16 protein-coding genes are annotated in these 15,471 nt (G+C 74.2%); 11 read left to right on the top strand and 5 right to left on the bottom strand.

The window, feature by feature from the left end; genetic code table 11:
- Positions 1 to 99 precede the first annotated feature (99 nt).
- A complete protein-coding gene (locus AC07DF_RS07790) occupies positions 100 to 678 on the top strand; it encodes a TetR/AcrR family transcriptional regulator (RefSeq protein ID WP_478967999.1) in 579 nt (192 codons plus the stop codon).
- 690 nt (positions 679 to 1,368) lie between these two features.
- Here the strand turns inward: AC07DF_RS07790 and AC07DF_RS07785 are convergent.
- Positions 1,369 to 2,274: a LysR family transcriptional regulator gene (locus AC07DF_RS07785; RefSeq protein ID WP_478967997.1), complete on the bottom strand. Its 906-nt coding sequence runs from the start codon at positions 2,272 to 2,274 to the stop codon at positions 1,369 to 1,371.
- A 115-nt stretch (positions 2,275 to 2,389) separates the two neighbouring features.
- Here AC07DF_RS07785 and AC07DF_RS07780 point away from each other — a divergent pair, with 115 nt between their 5' ends.
- Positions 2,390 to 2,620: a hypothetical protein gene (locus AC07DF_RS07780; RefSeq protein ID WP_454361368.1), complete on the top strand. Its 231-nt coding sequence runs from the start codon at positions 2,390 to 2,392 to the stop codon at positions 2,618 to 2,620.
- 4 nt (positions 2,621 to 2,624) lie between these two features.
- Here AC07DF_RS07780 and AC07DF_RS07775 read toward each other — a convergent pair whose 3' ends face one another.
- Complete coding sequence (locus AC07DF_RS07775) at positions 2,625 to 3,611, bottom strand: ArsR/SmtB family transcription factor (RefSeq protein ID WP_478969446.1); 987 nt, start codon at positions 3,609 to 3,611, stop codon at positions 2,625 to 2,627.
- Positions 3,612 to 3,667: 56 nt separating this feature from the next.
- Here AC07DF_RS07775 and AC07DF_RS07770 point away from each other — a divergent pair, with 56 nt between their 5' ends.
- From AC07DF_RS07770 to AC07DF_RS07755, 4 genes are all read left to right on the top strand, one after another.
- Positions 3,668 to 4,987: an MFS transporter gene (locus AC07DF_RS07770; RefSeq protein WP_478967994.1), complete on the top strand. Its 1,320-nt coding sequence runs from the start codon at positions 3,668 to 3,670 to the stop codon at positions 4,985 to 4,987.
- On the top strand, positions 4,984 to 5,958 hold the full coding sequence (locus tag AC07DF_RS07765) for an alpha/beta hydrolase (protein ID WP_478967992.1): 975 nt from the start codon (positions 4,984 to 4,986) through the stop codon (positions 5,956 to 5,958). Before AC07DF_RS07770 ends, AC07DF_RS07765 begins: the two co-directional genes overlap by 4 nt.
- A 700-nt stretch (positions 5,959 to 6,658) precedes the next feature.
- Positions 6,659 to 7,609 carry a helix-turn-helix domain-containing protein gene (locus AC07DF_RS07760; RefSeq protein ID WP_478969444.1) on the top strand — a complete coding sequence of 317 codons (951 nt, stop codon included), beginning with the start codon at positions 6,659 to 6,661 and terminating at the stop codon, positions 7,607 to 7,609.
- 137 nt (positions 7,610 to 7,746) lie between these two features.
- Entirely contained in the window at positions 7,747 to 8,937 is a 1,191-nt protein-coding gene (locus tag AC07DF_RS07755; protein ID WP_478967990.1) for a CaiB/BaiF CoA transferase family protein, read from the top strand.
- 4 nt (positions 8,938 to 8,941) lie between these two features.
- Here the strand turns inward: AC07DF_RS07755 and AC07DF_RS07750 are convergent, their stop codons facing one another.
- The 3 genes from AC07DF_RS07750 to AC07DF_RS07740 all read right to left on the bottom strand — a co-directional run bounded on the left by AC07DF_RS07750 (position 8,942) and on the right by AC07DF_RS07740 (position 11,408).
- A complete protein-coding gene (locus tag AC07DF_RS07750; protein ID WP_478967988.1) occupies positions 8,942 to 9,919 on the bottom strand; it encodes a TerC family protein in 978 nt (325 codons plus the stop codon).
- 84 nt (positions 9,920 to 10,003) lie between these two features.
- The gene (locus tag AC07DF_RS07745) at positions 10,004 to 10,648 is read right to left on the bottom strand and encodes a phosphoribosyltransferase (RefSeq protein WP_478967986.1); all 645 of its coding nucleotides are present in this window, start codon (positions 10,646 to 10,648) and stop codon (positions 10,004 to 10,006) included.
- Positions 10,649 to 10,751: 103 nt separating this feature from the next.
- The gene (locus tag AC07DF_RS07740; protein ID WP_478967984.1) at positions 10,752 to 11,408 is read right to left on the bottom strand and encodes a dienelactone hydrolase family protein; all 657 of its coding nucleotides are present in this window, start codon (positions 11,406 to 11,408) and stop codon (positions 10,752 to 10,754) included.
- Between the two features lie 143 nt (positions 11,409 to 11,551).
- Here AC07DF_RS07740 and AC07DF_RS07735 point away from each other — a divergent pair, with 143 nt between their 5' ends.
- The 5 genes from AC07DF_RS07735 to AC07DF_RS07715 all read left to right on the top strand — a co-directional run bounded on the left by AC07DF_RS07735 (position 11,552) and on the right by AC07DF_RS07715 (position 15,340).
- Positions 11,552 to 12,574 carry a GlxA family transcriptional regulator gene (locus AC07DF_RS07735; RefSeq protein WP_478967982.1) on the top strand — a complete coding sequence of 341 codons (1,023 nt, stop codon included), beginning with the start codon at positions 11,552 to 11,554 and terminating at the stop codon, positions 12,572 to 12,574.
- Positions 12,571 to 13,173, top strand: a complete 603-nt coding sequence (locus AC07DF_RS07730) for a DJ-1/PfpI family protein (RefSeq protein WP_478967980.1) — start codon at positions 12,571 to 12,573, stop codon at positions 13,171 to 13,173. Before AC07DF_RS07735 ends, AC07DF_RS07730 begins: the two co-directional genes overlap by 4 nt.
- Positions 13,174 to 13,227: 54 nt before the next feature.
- Positions 13,228 to 13,683 (top strand): archease, encoded by a 456-nt coding sequence (locus AC07DF_RS07725; RefSeq protein ID WP_478967977.1) that lies wholly within the window; start codon positions 13,228 to 13,230, stop codon positions 13,681 to 13,683.
- Positions 13,684 to 13,705: 22 nt separating this feature from the next.
- A complete protein-coding gene (locus AC07DF_RS07720; RefSeq protein ID WP_478967975.1) occupies positions 13,706 to 14,809 on the top strand; it encodes a CapA family protein in 1,104 nt (367 codons plus the stop codon).
- A 78-nt stretch (positions 14,810 to 14,887) separates the two neighbouring features.
- A complete protein-coding gene (locus AC07DF_RS07715; protein ID WP_478967973.1) occupies positions 14,888 to 15,340 on the top strand; it encodes a YbhB/YbcL family Raf kinase inhibitor-like protein in 453 nt (150 codons plus the stop codon).
- Positions 15,341 to 15,471 lie beyond the last annotated feature (131 nt).

Raw genomic sequence — 15,471 nt, 5'->3', positions numbered from 1 at the left:
ATGGAGCAAGCGGACAGTTGTCCGTTACCCGGAAACGTAGCGGACAACTGTCCGCTTAACAAGGGCCGGGTTTCGGCCAAGGGATCGGTAGGAGGGCGAGTGCGGCAGAAGAAGGACGCTCCGCTGCGCTCGGACGCGCAGCGCAACCGCGAGCGCATCCTGGAAGTGGCGCTGGCCGAACTGACGCGTTCGGCGGACGCGCCGCTGAGCTCGATTGCCAAGAAGGCGTGCGTCGGGCAGGGGACCTTCTATCGCCACTTCCCCAGCCGTGAGGCACTCGTCCTGGAGATCTACCGCCACGAGATGCAGCAGGTCGCCGACTCCGCGGAAGTGCTGCTCGAGAGCCGGGAGCCCGACCGGGCGCTGCGCGAGTGGATGGACCGGCTCGCGCGCTTCGCCATGGCCAAGGCGGGCTTGGCCGACGCCATCCGCCAGGCCACCAGCGCACCGGGGCAGCCCGCGAAGCCGGGACACACCCCGGTGACGGAGGCGGCCGAACTGCTGCTGCGCGCCGCCGAACAGGCCGGCACCATCCGCCCGGGGATCACCGCGGACGATCTCTTCCTCACGATCGGCGGCCTCTGGACGATCGACCCCCACACCGACTGGCAACCGCGCGCCACCCGACTGCTGGACCTCGTCATGGACGCGCTGCGGGTGGGGGCGCCGGGGCGGTGAGCAGGCCTTCGGCCCCGGACGACGGCCAGGGGATGAGCTGAGGGCGGTGCGCGCGGGTGGCACCGGCAGGCGACCGCCGAGGGGCGAGCCGCGGCGGGAAACCCCGGCCTGTGCCCCGACCTACGCTCCCGGCCGCAGCCGATGCCCGCGCCGCGGGCCGGGCGCGCCGGCGGTGTCCGCGCGCAACCGCCGTGGAGGCGCCCCAGCGGAGGACCCGAGCACGGGCCGGCTTCCGGGCCGCGGGCAGGACATGCGCTACGGGTGGGGCCGTCGTAAGAGGACGCGCGCCGCAGCAGGAGCACCCGGGCACGGGCCGGCTTCCGGGCCGTGGGCGGGATATGGGCTGCGGATGGGGTCGTTGTAACGACGATGGCCTAGGGGATAGGACGTTGCCGCGCGGCGGGCGGCGGGCGGCGGACGGCCGGGTGGCCCGGCGGCGGACGGCGGACGGCCGGGCGGCCCGGCGGCGGACGGCGGACGGCCGGGCGGCCCGGCGACGGGCGGCGGACGGCCGGGCGGCCCGGCGACGGGCGGCGGACGGCCGGGCGGCCCGGCGGCGGACGACGGGCGGCGGACGGCCGGGCGGCCCGGCGGCGGGCGGCGGACGGCCGGGCGGCCCGGCGGCGGGCGACGGGCGGCCGGGCGGTCCGGCGGCGGGCGGCCGGGCGGCCGGGCTTCCCGGCGGCGGGGTCAGGCGACCGCCGTGGGGGCCAGGTCGCGCAGTTCCCGGAGGGCCGCCGTGACCGCCGGGCGGGCGTGGCCGCCGCCGCGGGTGCAGGTCAGGAGCTTGCGGTGGGGGTTGCCTGTGCAGCGGACCCGCGTGATCGGGAGGTGCGGGGTCAGGTGGGCCAGGCGCGGGACGAGGGCGACGCCGAGCCGGTGGGCGACGAGATGGGCGGCGACGTTCCAGTCCAGGGCGTGGTGGACCACGTCGGGGGTGAATCCCGCCGCGCCGCAGGCGGACAGGACGTGCGGGCGGCAGGGGCTCTCCTCCACCGGCGCGATCCATGTCTCGCGCGCCGCCTCGGCGAGGTCGACCCGGGCCCGCCCGGCGAGCCGGTGTCCCTCGGGGACGACCAGGTCGAACGGGTCGTCCAGCAGCGGCTGCTGGTCGAACCTCGTGTCACTCAGCGGCGGGTTGAGCGGAGTGGCCTCGACAATCGCCAGGTCGGTCTCCCCCTCAAAGAGCAGATCGAAGCTCTCCGGGACACCCACCTCGGCGATCCGTACGGACAGCCGCGGATGCCGCTCGCCCAGCCGGGCCGCCATCGGGGCCAGCAGCACCGAGATGGCCACCGGGAAACCGGTCACGCGCAGCACCCCGGAGGGCGCTCCGTGGTCGGCCCGTAGATCGAGTTCGGCCAGGTCCCAGCGGGCCTGGATGGCGTCGGCGTGCGCCAGCAGGCTCTCGGCGGCCGGGGTGAGGCGCACCCCGCGCCCCTGGGGCTCCAGCAGGTCGACGTCCAGGTCACGGGCGAGCTGCCGGATCTGCTGGGAGGCGGCGGACGGAGTGAAGTGCAGGGCCCGGGCGGCGGCGGTGACCGTGCCGTAGTGGGAGACGGCCCTGAGGACGTGCAGCCTGCGCAGGTCAATCATGCAGTCCACGCTTCACAATGCCGTGCACAAAGTCAACCTGGACGTGTAAGGAGATCCCGACGCACCCTGGCTGTGTCGCGACGGTCAACCAGCCACGAGGTACGAGGAGTCAGTCATGACCAGCACCAACGCCACGGCCTGCCCGCACTGCGGCTGGCCGGACGGGGGCGAGCCGTTCCGGGTGCTGTCGCGGCACACCACCGCGACGGGCCGCACGGAGTGGACGCGCTGCGGGTGCGGCTCCCTGCAGGTCCGGGTCGTCGACGGCTGCGGGACGCGCGTCGTCTCCCGCAGCGGGCCGGCCTCCGGATCCGCTCCGGCCCGGTCGGGCAGCGCGAGCCGCTGAGCGCTCAGGACCCGCCTTGCCGCACCAGCCGCTCCCCCAGTGGGCTGCGCCGGTAGAGCACCCGGCGGCCGTCGCGGGCCCGGGTGACCAGACCCGTCGCGTGCAGGACACGCAGGTGCTGGGACACGGCGCTCGGGGTCACGCCCAGGCGCCGGGCCAGCTCCACCGTCGGCAGCGGTTCGGCCAGCAGCCGCAGCAGCGTGGTGCGGGGCGCGCCGAGCAGGGCCGCGAGGCCCGGGGCGTCCGGCTCGGGTTCCGGCTCCCACAGGGTCGCTGCGCCCCGGCTCGGGTAGGCGAGCATCGGCGGTTCCGCGGCACTGACCGGGGGCGCCGGCTGATGCGCGAACAGGGAGGGGACCAGGCGCAGGCCCCGCCCCGAGCCGTCCACGTGGTGGCGTCCGCGCATCCGGTCGACGCGCAGGACACCGTCGTCCCAGCGCAGGTTGCGGTGCAGATCGACGAAGAGCAACCGGGCGCCGCCGGTGGCCAGCTGCCGTGCCCGGTGGGTGATGTCGGCCTCCAGGACGAGCCGCATCCGGGGCCAGTACGGCAGCAGCGCCGACTCCCAGTAGCGGCGCAGGAGTGCGCACAGCTCCTCCAGCAGCTCCGCGACCGGCGCGTCACCGGGCGCGGAGACCGCCCGCAGCACGTCCGGCAGGGGCCGGGGCGCATGGGCGGCGAGCAGATCGCGGCGTACCGTCTCCGCGGGTGTGGCGCGTACGACGGTGAGCTGCTCGTCGAGAGTGGGCGCGAAGGACGTCGGCCTCGGGGTCAGGAAGTCGGGCAGGGCCAGGGTGTCCCCCACCAGGGCGGCCAGCAGCCGGGCGTCGGCCGGGTCGAGCCCCTGGAGCACGGCGGCGCGCCACCGCACATGCAGCGGATAGAGGGCGGGTGCGCGCAGGGCACGCAGGCTGCCCATCACCTCGCGCAGCGGCGAGATCGCGAAGCGGGTGTCGGCGAGGTCCTCGACGCCGAGCCGGAAGCTGATCATCAAGGCCCCCGCTAAATCCTTTGGCAACTTCCCCGCCGTGGCGTGGACTTCGGCCCATGACGGATCACGACCACAGGCAGATTACAGCGCACCAGGGCGCGAGCCCCCGGCTGATCCTGGTGCTGGCCCTGGTCTGCGGCGCGGCCGTGGGCAATGTGTACTTCCCGCAGGCCGTCAGCCCGTTGGTGGCGTCCGGCCTGCACGTCTCGCCCGGCGCGGCCGCCGCCGTCGTCACCGCGACCCAGTTCGGCTACGCGGCCGGGATCTGGCTGCTCGTCCCGCTCGGCGACCGCCTCCCGCACCGCCCGCTGCTGGTCACGCTCCTCACGGTCACCGGGCTGGGGCTGCTCGCCGCGAGCGCCGCGCCGGGGCTGGTGCCGCTGGTCGGAGCCAGTGCCCTGGTGGGTGTGACGACGGTGGTGGCGCCGCTCACCGGGCCGCTCGCCGCCCGTCTGGTGCCGAAGGAGCGGCTCGGGGTCACCGGCGGCACGCTGCTGAGCGGCTCCCTCGCGGGCATGCTGCTGTCGCGCACCGTCGGCGGTGCCCTCGGCGACTGGCTGGGCTGGCGGGCGCCGTATGTCCTGGCCGCCGTGCTGTCCCTGACGGTGGCCGCCCTGTCGGCCCGCCTCCTGCCGCGGACGGTCCCGCCCTCCACCCAGCGCTACCCGGCGCTCCTGGCCGAGCCACTGCGTCTGCTGCGCACGGAAGCCCTGCTGCGCCGCTCCTGCCTCTACCAGGCCCTGGTGTTCGCCGGCTTCTCCGCCGTGTGGACGGGGGTGGCCCCGCTGCTCACGGGTCCGGTGTACGACAGGGGTGCGGGGGCGGTGGGGCTGCTCGCCCTGGTCAACGCGGTGACCATGGTGTGCACGCCAGTCGCGGGCCGTCAGGTCGACCGGCACGGGCCGGACGCGGTCAACCGGGTGTGCTTCCTGGTGGTGGGGGGCTCGGCCGCGGTGCTGGCGCTGGGCGGTCTCGGCGGGGCGGTGGGGGCGGCGGCCCTGGTCGTGGGCACGCTGCTGCTCGACGTCGGCATGCAGTCCGGGATGGTGGCCAACCAGGTGCGGATCCAGACGCTGCGGGCCGAGGTGCGCAGCCGGCTCACCACCGCGTACATGACCTGCGCGTATCTTGGTGGCGCCGTCGGCTCGTGGCTGGGCATGCGTGCGTACGGCCGCTTCGGGTGGCCGGGGGTGTGCGTGCTGGTCGCCGCGCTCACCGCGGTCGCCCTCGCCCGCCACCTGTGGCCCACCGGACGCCGGAGCGCCACCCGCCGTACGGCGGGCAGGTTCCGCCGCCCGGCGGCGTCCGCGACCGGGGCGGCGGGGCCGACCATGGCAGCCCGAGCCGCCGTGACCTCGCGTGAGGAGACGCCATGACGCATGTTCCGCCGCCGTTCGACCCGGAACTCGCCGGAGCCCTGGAGTTGATCAAGGACATGATCAGCCCGGGCCTCACGCTGGACCAGATCGCCGAGGTGCGCCAGGGCCCGGGCATCGAGCTGCTTGCCGAGCTGGACCTGACGATGGGCGGGACGTTCGAGGTGGAGGACCGGCAGGTGCCCGGTCCGCAGGGCGAGCCCGACATCTCGCTGCTGATCTGCCGCCCGGCCGCCCCGGCGTCCTCAGGGCCACGGCCCGTGATCTACCACGTGCACGGCGGCGGCATGGTCATCGGGAACAACCGGGTCGGGGTCGACGTGCCGCTGGCGTGGGCGCAGGCGCTGGACGCGGTCGTGGTGTCCGTGGAGTACCGGCTGGCGCCGGAGCATCCGCATCCCGCGCCGGTCGAGGACGTGTACGCCGGGCTGCTGTGGACGGCCGACCACGCCGCCGAGCTCGGCGCCGACCCCGAGCGGATCGTCATCGCGGGTGCGAGCGCGGGCGGCGGGCTGTGCGCGGCGCTGGCCCTGCTCACCCGGGACCGCAAGGGGCCGCAGCCGATCGGGCAGGTCCTGATGTGCCCGATGCTCGACGACCGCAACGACACGCCCTCGACGTACCAGATGGCGGGCCTCGGGGTGTGGGACCGCACCGCCAACGAGACCGGCTGGACCGCGCTGCTCGGTTCTCGGCGGGGTGGGCCCGACGTGCCGGCGTACGCGGCGCCGGCCCGTGCCGAGGATCTGACCGGGTTGCCCCCGGCCTTCCTCGACGTCGGCTCGGCGGAGACCTTCCGCGACGAGGTCGTCGCCTACGCCTCGCGCATCTGGCAGGCCGGTGGTGTGGCCGAACTGCACGTATGGCCCGGCGGCTTCCACGGCTTCGACGGTTTCGCACCGCAGGCGGCGCTGTCCCAGTCGGCCAGGGCGGCGCACGTGAACTGGCTGCGGAGGCTTTTGAACGGGTGACGCCGGGCTTCTCTCCTGACCAGACAGCCGCATGGCGCACCATAGGCCTATGAAAGAGCTGGCCGGACGCCTGACCGCGCTCGACCCGGACGCCGGTGCGGCGGTCCGGGTCATCGCCTACTTCGACCGCCTGGCCGAGTCCAGGGCCGGTGTCGAGGCACTCGTACGCGGCGCCGCCGTGCTCTCGGGCTGCCCGGCCCGCCTGGTGGACCCCGAGCGCCGCGTCCACGTCCGGGTCCAGCCCGACGGCACCCGCCAGGACACCACCACCCCACCGAACCCCACCTGGCCTTCCGCCCGACTGACCCCGAACGGTCCGGCGATCCTGTGGCTGGAACGGGGCGGGGCGGAGGGGGGCGGGGGCGCCGTGGGCGAACCCAGCCGGGCCGAAGCCCAACTGGCCGGGGCGGCCGGCGCAGAGCGCCCCGGGGCGACGCCTAGGCGGGTCGTCGCGGAGCAGGTCGGGGCAGCACCCGGCCAGCTCGTCGCGGAAGCCGCCGGGGTGACACCCGGCCGGGTCGTCGCGCAACAGGCCGGGGCCACACCCAGCGTGGCTGTCGCCGAAGACGTTGGGGCGACACCCGGCCAGGGCATCGCCGGACAGGCCCGGTCCCGACCCGACGCGGCCGGCGCAGAACAGGCCGGGAACCCGCCCAGCGCGGCCGGCGCAGAGCACGCCGGGGCGACACCCGGCCAGGGCATCGCCGGACAGACCCGGCCCCGACCCGACACGGGCGGCGCAGAACAGGCCGGGAACCCGCCCAGCGCGGCCGGCGCAGAGCACGCCAAGGCGACACCCGGCCAGGGCATCGCCGGACAGACCCGGCCCCGACCCGACACGGGCGGCGCAGAACAGGCCGGGAACCCGCCCGGCCTGGCCGTCGCAGAGCACGCAGACGTGCAACCCGGCCCGGTCGTCGCGGATGTCGCTGCGCCCGCGACCAGTGTCGTCGACGCGGTGATACTCGAGCGCGCCTCCGTTGCCCTGCGGCTCGTGCTCGACCGTACTCGGGGTCGGGCCCCGGCCGATGACCCGGCGCTGGTCGAGACTCTTCTCGATGCCTCGGCCCCGGAGCAGGCGCGCCTCTACAGCGCACGGCGGCTCGGTCTCGACCCCACGGCGGCGGCGCGGGTTCTCGCCCCGCTGAACGGCCGGCCTCGGGTCGTACCCGCCGGGACGGGGAGCGCGGGCGTCGCGGAGTCCCGCCCGGCTCTTCCGGACGCCCGCCTCGGGGTCGGGCCCGCCGTGCCCGTGCTCGAGCTGCCCCGGTCATGGGCGGCGGCCCGTACCGCCCTGCGGTTCACCGCCGAGGGCACCCCGCAGGACCCCGGACCGCGGGTCGTGCACGCCGATGAGCTGGGCGGGATCGCCCTGCTCGCCGACCTCGTCGTCCCGGGCGCCGAGCCGCCGCCCGACGTTCGTGCCCTGGAGACGGCCGCGGCGATCACGCCCTGGTTGCCGGCCACCCTGCACGCGGTCGCGTCCACAGCGAGCCTGCGGGCGGCCGCCGCCGAGATCAACGTCCACCACTCCACGCTCCAGGACCGGCTGACACACGCGGAGCACCTGCTCGGCTGGCCGCTGCGCACCCCGCAGGGCCGCCTCCGGCTCCAACTGGCCCTGGCCATGCGCCATTTGGCCCGCCCGTAGCCGACCACCCAGGCGGGTCACACCCCGTTGTGATAGGCCCCGTCGTGATCCAGATCGCGCCCATGGCCCGTGCCACGGTCCGTCGCCCGGGAGAGACTGTCCGGGCGCCGTCCGTACGAGGTTCAGGAGCATGAGGCATGAGCGTGCAGCGCTATCCCCTGTCCGGGGTCACCGTGGTCAGTGTGGAGCAGGCCGTGGCCGCGCCCTACGCCACCCGGCAGCTCGCCGACCTCGGCGCCCGTGTGATCAAGGTGGAGCGGCCGGGCGACGGCGACTTCGCCCGCCGTTACGACACGACCGTGCACGGGCACTCCAGCTATTTCGTGTGGCTCAACCGGTCCAAGGAGTCCCTCACCCTGGACCTCAAGGACCCGCGCGGCCACGAGATCCTGCACGACCTCCTCGACGGCGCCGACGTGTTCGTGCAGAACCTCGCCCCGGGCGCGGCCGGCCGGCTCGGCCTGGACCCCGCCACCGTCCAGAGCCGCCGGCCCGGTCTGATCCCGTGCACGATCTCCGGTTACGGCACGACCGGCCCCTGGGCCGACCGCAAGGCCTACGACCTGCTCGTGCAGTGCCAGACCGGGCTGGTGTCCCTGACGGGAACCCCTGAGGGGACCGCCCGGACCGGGATCTCCGTGGCCGACATCGCCGCCGGGATGTACGCCTACAGCGGCGTCCTCACCGCCCCGTACACCCGCGCCACCACCGGCGAGGCCCACCCGGTGGAGGTCTCCCTGTTCGAGGCCCTCGCGGAGTGGATGGGCCAGCCCGCCTACTACACCCGGCACGGCGGCGCCCAGCCCCCGCGCCTGGGCACCCGGCACGCCACCATCGCGCCGTACGGGACGTACCCGGCCGCCGACGGCAAGGAGGTGCTGTTCTCCATCCAGAACGAGCGGGAGTGGGTGGCCCTGTGCGGGGAGTTCCTCGGCCGGCCGGACCTGGTCGACGACCCCCGCTTCGCCACCGCCTCCGACCGCGTCGCCCACCGCGAGGAACTCGACGCCGTCGTCGCCGGCCGCTTCGCCCGCTCCGGCTCCGGCGAGATCCTCAAGGACCTGGAGCGCATCGGCATCGCCTGCGCCGGGGTCAACGACGTCGCCGCGTTCCTGGACCACCCGGTGCTGGCCGACCGCGGCCGCTGGGCCGAGGTAGCGGTGCCGGGTGCCACCGTCGAGGCCCTGCTCCCGCCGGCCGACCTCGCGGGCCTGCCCGCGCGTATGGACCCCGTCCCGGCGGTCGGCGAGCACACCGAGGCGATCCTCGCCGAACTCGGCCGCACCGGCGAGGAGGTGGCGGCGCTGCGCGCGGACGGCGTCGTCTGAACCCTCAGCGGGTTTCGGCCGCCCGTGTCTCGCCCTCGGCCTCCTGCTTCTTCGAGGCCCGCAGGCTGGTGATCGTCGTGACGGTCAGGACCAGCACGATGAAGCCCAGCGAGAAGGGGATGCTGATCTCGGGCACATGGACGCCCGACTCGTGCAGCGCGTGCAGCACCAGCTTCACGCCGATGAAGCCGAGGATGATCGACAGCCCGTACGAGAGGTGCACCAGCTTCTTCAGCAGGCCGCCGATGAGGAAGTACAGCTGACGCAGGCCCATCAGGGCGAAGGCGTTCGCGGTGAACACGATGTACGGGTCCTGGGTGAGGCCGTAGATCGCGGGGATGGAGTCGAGGGCGAACAGCACGTCGGTGGAGCCGATCGCGAGCATCACGACCAGCATCGGGGTCATGATCCGCTTGCCGTTCTCGGTGATGAACAGCTTCGTGCCGTGGTAGCGGTCGGCCACCCCGAAACGCTGCTCCGCCATCTTCAGCAGCTTGTTCTCCTGGTACTCCTCCTCGTGCTGGTCCTTGCGCGCGTCCTGGACCAGCTTCCAGGCAGTCCAGATCAGGAAGGCGCCGAAGATGTAGAACACCCAGGAGAAGGCGGAGATGATCGCCGCGCCGGCCGCGATGAAGACGGCCCTCAGCACCAGGGCCATCAGTACACCGACCATCAGCACCCGCTGCTGGTACTGCGAGGGCACCGCGAACTTCCCCATGATCAGGACGAACACGAAGAGGTTGTCCACGCTGAGCGACTTCTCGGTGATGTACCCGGCGAAGAACTCACCGGTGGGCCCGCTCCCACCGAAGTACCAGAGCCCCAGCCCGAACAGCACCGCCAGGACGATCCACACCACCGTCCACGTCCCGGCTTCCTTGATCGACACATCGTGGGGCTTGCGGCCGACGAAGAAGTCGACGGCGACGAGCACGCACAGGGCCGCCACGGTCAGCAGCCACACGGATAGCGAGACGTTCACTGTTGCTCCTGGTGCAGGTGTGGGGATGGGACATCGTTGTCCGCGGTGGCCGGTTTCCGCCACATCTGCCAGGTGAACAATTGGTCAAAGCTGCACGTGGAGCGCTTCCAGGACGTCCTGGTCCGTCAGCTGGTCGAAGTTCTCGTACCAGAGGCCCACGGCCATGAACGCGGCCGGCCGGTGGAGGCAGATCACCTCGTCGGCCTCGGCGCGCATCAGTTCGGCCGCCTCCGGCGAGCACACCGGCGCCGCCAGCACCACCCGTGCCGGCTCCTGGCGGCGTACGGAGCGCAGCGCGGCGCGGGCCGTGGAGCCGGTCGCCAGGCCGTCGTCGACGACGATCACCGTCCGTCCGCGCAGGTCGGGAGCGGGGCGGCCCTGACGGTACAGCCGCTCGCGGCGGCGCAGTTCCTGGCGCTCCCGCTCGATGACGGGCGCGAGGGCCTCCTCGCGCAGGCCCAGGTGGCGCAGGGCGTCCTCGTCGAGGAGCGGCACCTCGTCCCCCGCCATCGCGCCGACGCCGAACTCCTCCTGGTAGGGCGCCCCGATCTTCCGTACGACCAGTACGTCGAGCGGGGCGTCCAGCGCCGCCGCGACCTCGCTCGCCACGGCGACCCCGCCGCGGGGCAGGGCGAGAACGAGCGGACGGGGCAGGGCCCCCTCGTGTTGCCGGGCGCGCAGCTTCTCGGCCAGTTCCCGGCCTGCCTGCCGGCGATCGTGGAACCGCATGACGGTCACCTCTGCTTCCCGCACGGAGAGGGCCCTCGGCCGGCCCGGCCTCCGCGTACCCACCGCCCGGTGGACAACGCACCGGCGCCGGGTACGTCCGGTGTCAGCCCGCCGTGGTGGTCAGTCGCTCGTCGCACCACTGCCGGGCCGCCTCGGTGACGCGATCCAGCGTGCCGGGCTCCTCGAACAGATGGGTGGCGCCGGGCACCACGAGGAGGGTGTGCGGGGACCGCAGCCGCCGGGCCGCTTTCTCGTTGAGCCGCAGCACGTGCTGGTCCCGGCCGCCCACGATGAGCAGCACCGGGGCCCGGACGGCGGCCAGCGCGTCGCCCGCCAGGTCGGGCCGGCCACCGCGCGAGACGACCGCCGGCACCCGGCCGGGCCGTTCGGCGGCGGCGACCAGGGCCGCGCCCGCGCCGGTGCTGGCGCCGAACAGGACGACGGGCAGGCCCTGGGTGCCGTACCACTGCTCCAGCCAGTCGATGGCGGCCACCAGCCGGCGTCCCAGCAGGGGGATGTCGAAGCGGAGTTCGGCGGTGCGCAGGTCCAGCCGTTCCTCCTCCTCGGTGAGCAGGTCGATCAGCAGGGTGCCGAGCCCGGCGGTGCGCAGGCCGGCGGCGACCTCGCGGTTGCGGGGGCTGTGCCGGGAGCTGCCGCTGCCGTGCGCGAACAGCACGACCGCGCGGGCGTCCGGCGGCAGGTTCAGATCACCGGTGAGCGCGGCGCCGCCGGCCGGCACGGTGACCGTCTGGGTGATCATCGGAGGCCTCCTCTCCCCCGGTCCCCCCGTGGGTCCTGCCGTCCGCCTACCCACGCTGCGGCGGGCGTCCCGCGAGCGGCATGGCGCGATCTGTGGGATGCGTGTCGTTGACGCCATGACCCGGGCGGACGGAGCGTAGAAGCGTGACTCCGCGAGCGACTCCACGCCGTATCGTCTTCGTCGTCTTCGACGGCTTCCAGCCGCTCGATCTCACCGGCCCGCACGAGGTGTTCCACAGCGCGGGCGACTACGCCTGCGAGATCGTGGCGTCCCGGCCGGGGCCGGTCAGGTCGGTCAGCGGGCTGCTCGTGCACGCCGCGCACGGTGTGGCGGACCTCGACCCGGCCGCGACGGACACCCTGGTGGTGGTCGGCGGCCAGGGGGTCGACCGGGCCCGGGAGGACACGGCGCTGGTCTCCTGGATCGCCGCCGCCGCGGCCGGTGCCCGGCGGGTCGCCTCGGTGTGCAGCGGGGTGTTCCTGCTGGCGGCCGCGGGGCTGCTGGACGGGCGGCGGGTCACCACGCACTGGGCCCGGGAGGAGCAGCTGGCCCGGGAGCATCCCGAGGCGCGCGTGGACTGCGACCCGATCTTCGTGCGGGACGGGCGGGTGTGGACCTCGGCCGGGGTGACGTCCGGCATGGATCTGGCGCTCGCCCTGGTGGAGGACGACCTGGGCCGGGACGTCGCGCACGCGGTGGCCCGCCGGCTGGTGCTGTTCCTGCGCCGCCCGGGCGGCCAGTCGCAGTTCAGCGTGGCGCTCTGGTCGCGGCAGCCGGCGACGGACCCGGTGCGGGCCGCCGTCGGAGCGATCCACGCCGATCCGGGCGCCCGGCACGACATCGCCGCCCTCGCCTCGCACGCCGGGCTGAGCCCGCGTCACCTCCAGCGCCGCTTCACCGCCGAGCTGGGCGTGCCGCCCGCCACATATGTCGAGCGCGTACGTGTCGAGGCCGCCCGGCGCGCGCTCACCGAGGGCGACGAACCGGTCGAGGCGATCGCCCGCCGCTGCGGCTTCGCCACGGCGGAGACCCTGCGCCGCACGTTCCACCGCCGGCTCGGCGTCGCGCCGTCGGACTACCGCGCCCGGTTCCGCTCCACCACGGGCACCGCCGGCGCCCACCACGTCTCAGAGGGACAAGTCTCAGAGGAAGGGGAAACCGTATGACGACTTACGGACTGCTTGTTTTCGAGGAAGCCGAGGAACTCGACTTCGTGGGGCCCTGGGAGGTCTTCAACGTCTCCGCCCGGCTGCGCGAGGGCGCCGACACGGCCGTGCTGATCGCCGAGCATCCCGGCCCGGTGCGCTGCAACAAGGGCCTGCGCGTGCTGCCCGATCACACCCTGGACGACCATCCGCCCCTGGACGTGCTGCACGTACCGGGCGGGCGGGGCGCGCGTGAGGTCCAGTTGCACAACCCGGTGGTCACCGACTGGATCGGGAGGACGGCGAAGCGGGCCGCCTGGGTGCACGGCGTGTGCACCGGCACCTTCCTGCTGCATGAGGCGGGTCCCGCCCGCGGACGCCGGGTGGCCACCCACTGGAGCCAGGAGGACACCCTCGAGGCGCGTGGCGAGGTGACGGTCGTCCGGGACGTCCGCTATGTCGTGGACGGCAACCTGGTCACCAGCCAGGGCGTCTCGGCCGGCATCGACAGCGCGCTGTGGCTCGTGGGCCGGCTGCACGGCCGTGACCACGCGCGGGCCGTACGCCGCTACATCCAGTACGACCCGGCTCCGCCGTACCTCGCGGACGAGCCCCTCTGAGCGATGCGGCGGCCCGCGCTGCATGGGTGGCCCGGTGTCGGGCAAGCGATGTTCATGGGCGGTGACACGGACGACGGCGGGCAGGCGCGGCAGCCGGGCGAGTGCGGGCACCGGGCGGTGCCGCATCCGGGTGACATCCGGATCGAGGCGTGGGCGGCGTGCCGGGAGCACTGTCTGGCGGAGGCCGTTTTGGCGATGGTGGAGTGCTTCGCGAACGTCACCGGGGTGCGGCCCACGGCCGTGGACCGGGTGCGGCTGTTCGAGGCCAGCGACGACGACCTGCTGGCGACGCTGCTGGACGAGGTCATCTTCCGGCTGGAGGAGTACGGCCAGGTGCCCGTGGACGTGGAAGCCGACGAGGCCGACGGCGGCCTGGACGTGCGGTTGGCGGTCACCGGGCTCGCGGACGTGGAGATCACCGGGTCGGTCCCGACGGCGGTGGCGTGGGAGGAGCTGCGGATCGGGCCGGATCCGTACGGGTGGTCGTGCGCGGTGAGGGTCGACGCCTGAGCGGTTGTCCTACCGTGGAGGTGTGGGCGGCGGCGTCGTGACGCTGTTCCTGTGCGGTGACGTGATGCTCGGGCGCGGCGTGGACCAGATCCTGGCGCATCCCTGCGATCCGGCACTGCGGGAGGCGTACGTCGACGACGCCCGCTCCTACGTCCGGCTGGCGGAGTCGGCGCACGGCCCGGTGCCCGCGCCCGTCCCGCCGTCCTGGCCGTGGGGCGAGGCGCTGCGCGTGCTGGACGAGTCCGCGCCGGACGCCCGGATCGTGAACCTGGAGACGTCGGTGACGAGCGGCGACACGTTCGCGCCGGACAAGGAGATCCACTACCGGATGCACCCGGCCAACCTGCCCGCCCTGGCCGTGGCCCGCCCCGACGTGACCGTCCTGGCCAACAACCACGTCCTGGACTTCGGCCGTCCGGGCCTGCTGGAGACCCTGGACGCGGCTGCCCGGGCGGGGCTGCGGACGGCGGGTGCGGGACGTGCCGCGCACGAGGCGTACGCACCCGCCGTGGTCCCCCTCCCGGGTGGCCGCCGGCTGCGGGTGTTCGCCCTCGGGGCGCGGTCCAGCGGGATCCCGTCCGGCTGGGCGGCGACGGCGGAGCTGCCGGGGGTCGCTCACCTGCCCGCGCTCTCGCCCGCCGCTGCCGACGCCGTGGTGCGGCACGTCCGGCGGGCCGGACGGGCCGGTGATGTCACTGTCGTGTCCGTGCACTGGGGCTCGAACTGGGGCTTTCACGTGCCCCGGGAGCAGGTCCGTTTCGCGCGCTCCCTGGTGGACGGCGGTGTCGACGTCGTCCACGGGCACTCCTCGCACCACCCGCGCCCGCTGGAGGTGTACCGGGACCGGCTGATCCTCTACGGCTGCGGCGACTTCGTCGACGACTACGAGGGCATCTCCGGCTACGAGGAGTACCGCGACGACCTGCGGCTCGCGTTCCTCGTCTCGGTCGAGGCGGACAGTGGACGGCTGGCCGGGCTGCGTATGGTGCCGCTGCGGGCGCGGCGGATGCGGCTGGAGCCGGCGACCGGGGCGGACCGTGCCTGGCTGCGGACGACGCTCGACCGGATCAGCCGCGGAGTGGGCGTGAGGCTGGAACCCGACGGCTCGCTGGCGCTGGCGGGCTGATGATCCGGTGGCCGATCGGCCGGCCGGACGATCGCCCTCCACCGCATGTCCGGGTCCCGCGGGGGTACCCCGGGCCATATGACCGGCATCGAACTCAGCAGTAACGCGTTCAACGACCACTCCTTCATCGCGCGCCGGTACTCGTACGAGGGACCGAACGTCTCCCCGCCGCTGGCCTGGAGCGGCGTACCGGACGACGCGGCGGAGCTGCTCCTGCTCTGCGAGGATCCCGACGCCCCGTCGGGCACCTTCGCGCACTGGGTCGTGGTCGGCATCGACCCGCACAGCGACGGCGTCGAGGCCGGGCACTGCCCGCCGGGCGGCACGGAGCTCGTCAACAGCTACGGGCAGCAGGGCTGGGGCGGCCCGCATCCCCCGCCGGGTGACGACGCCCATCACTACTTCTTCCGGCTCTACGCCCTGTCCGAACCGTGCGTCCTGCCCGACGCGCCCGGCGCGGAGCAGGTGCACCGGGAGGTCGAGCAGCACCGGATCGCGGACGGGACGCTGGTGGGGCTGTACCAGCGCTGACACGGGCCACGCATCCGCACCGTCGAGGCACAACGGTTGGTTGTGGCTCGGGTGACGGACGGTTGTTTGCTTGCCCGGCCCGGTCCTCGCTTGGATGGCTCCCGGTCAACACCGGGTTGTCCGCGGGAGCT

Source organism: Streptomyces sp. NPDC044719, from assembly GCF_056433405.1.
Note: the sequence above shows the minus strand (reverse complement) of the source record. Positions and strands in the feature narration are given on the sequence as shown.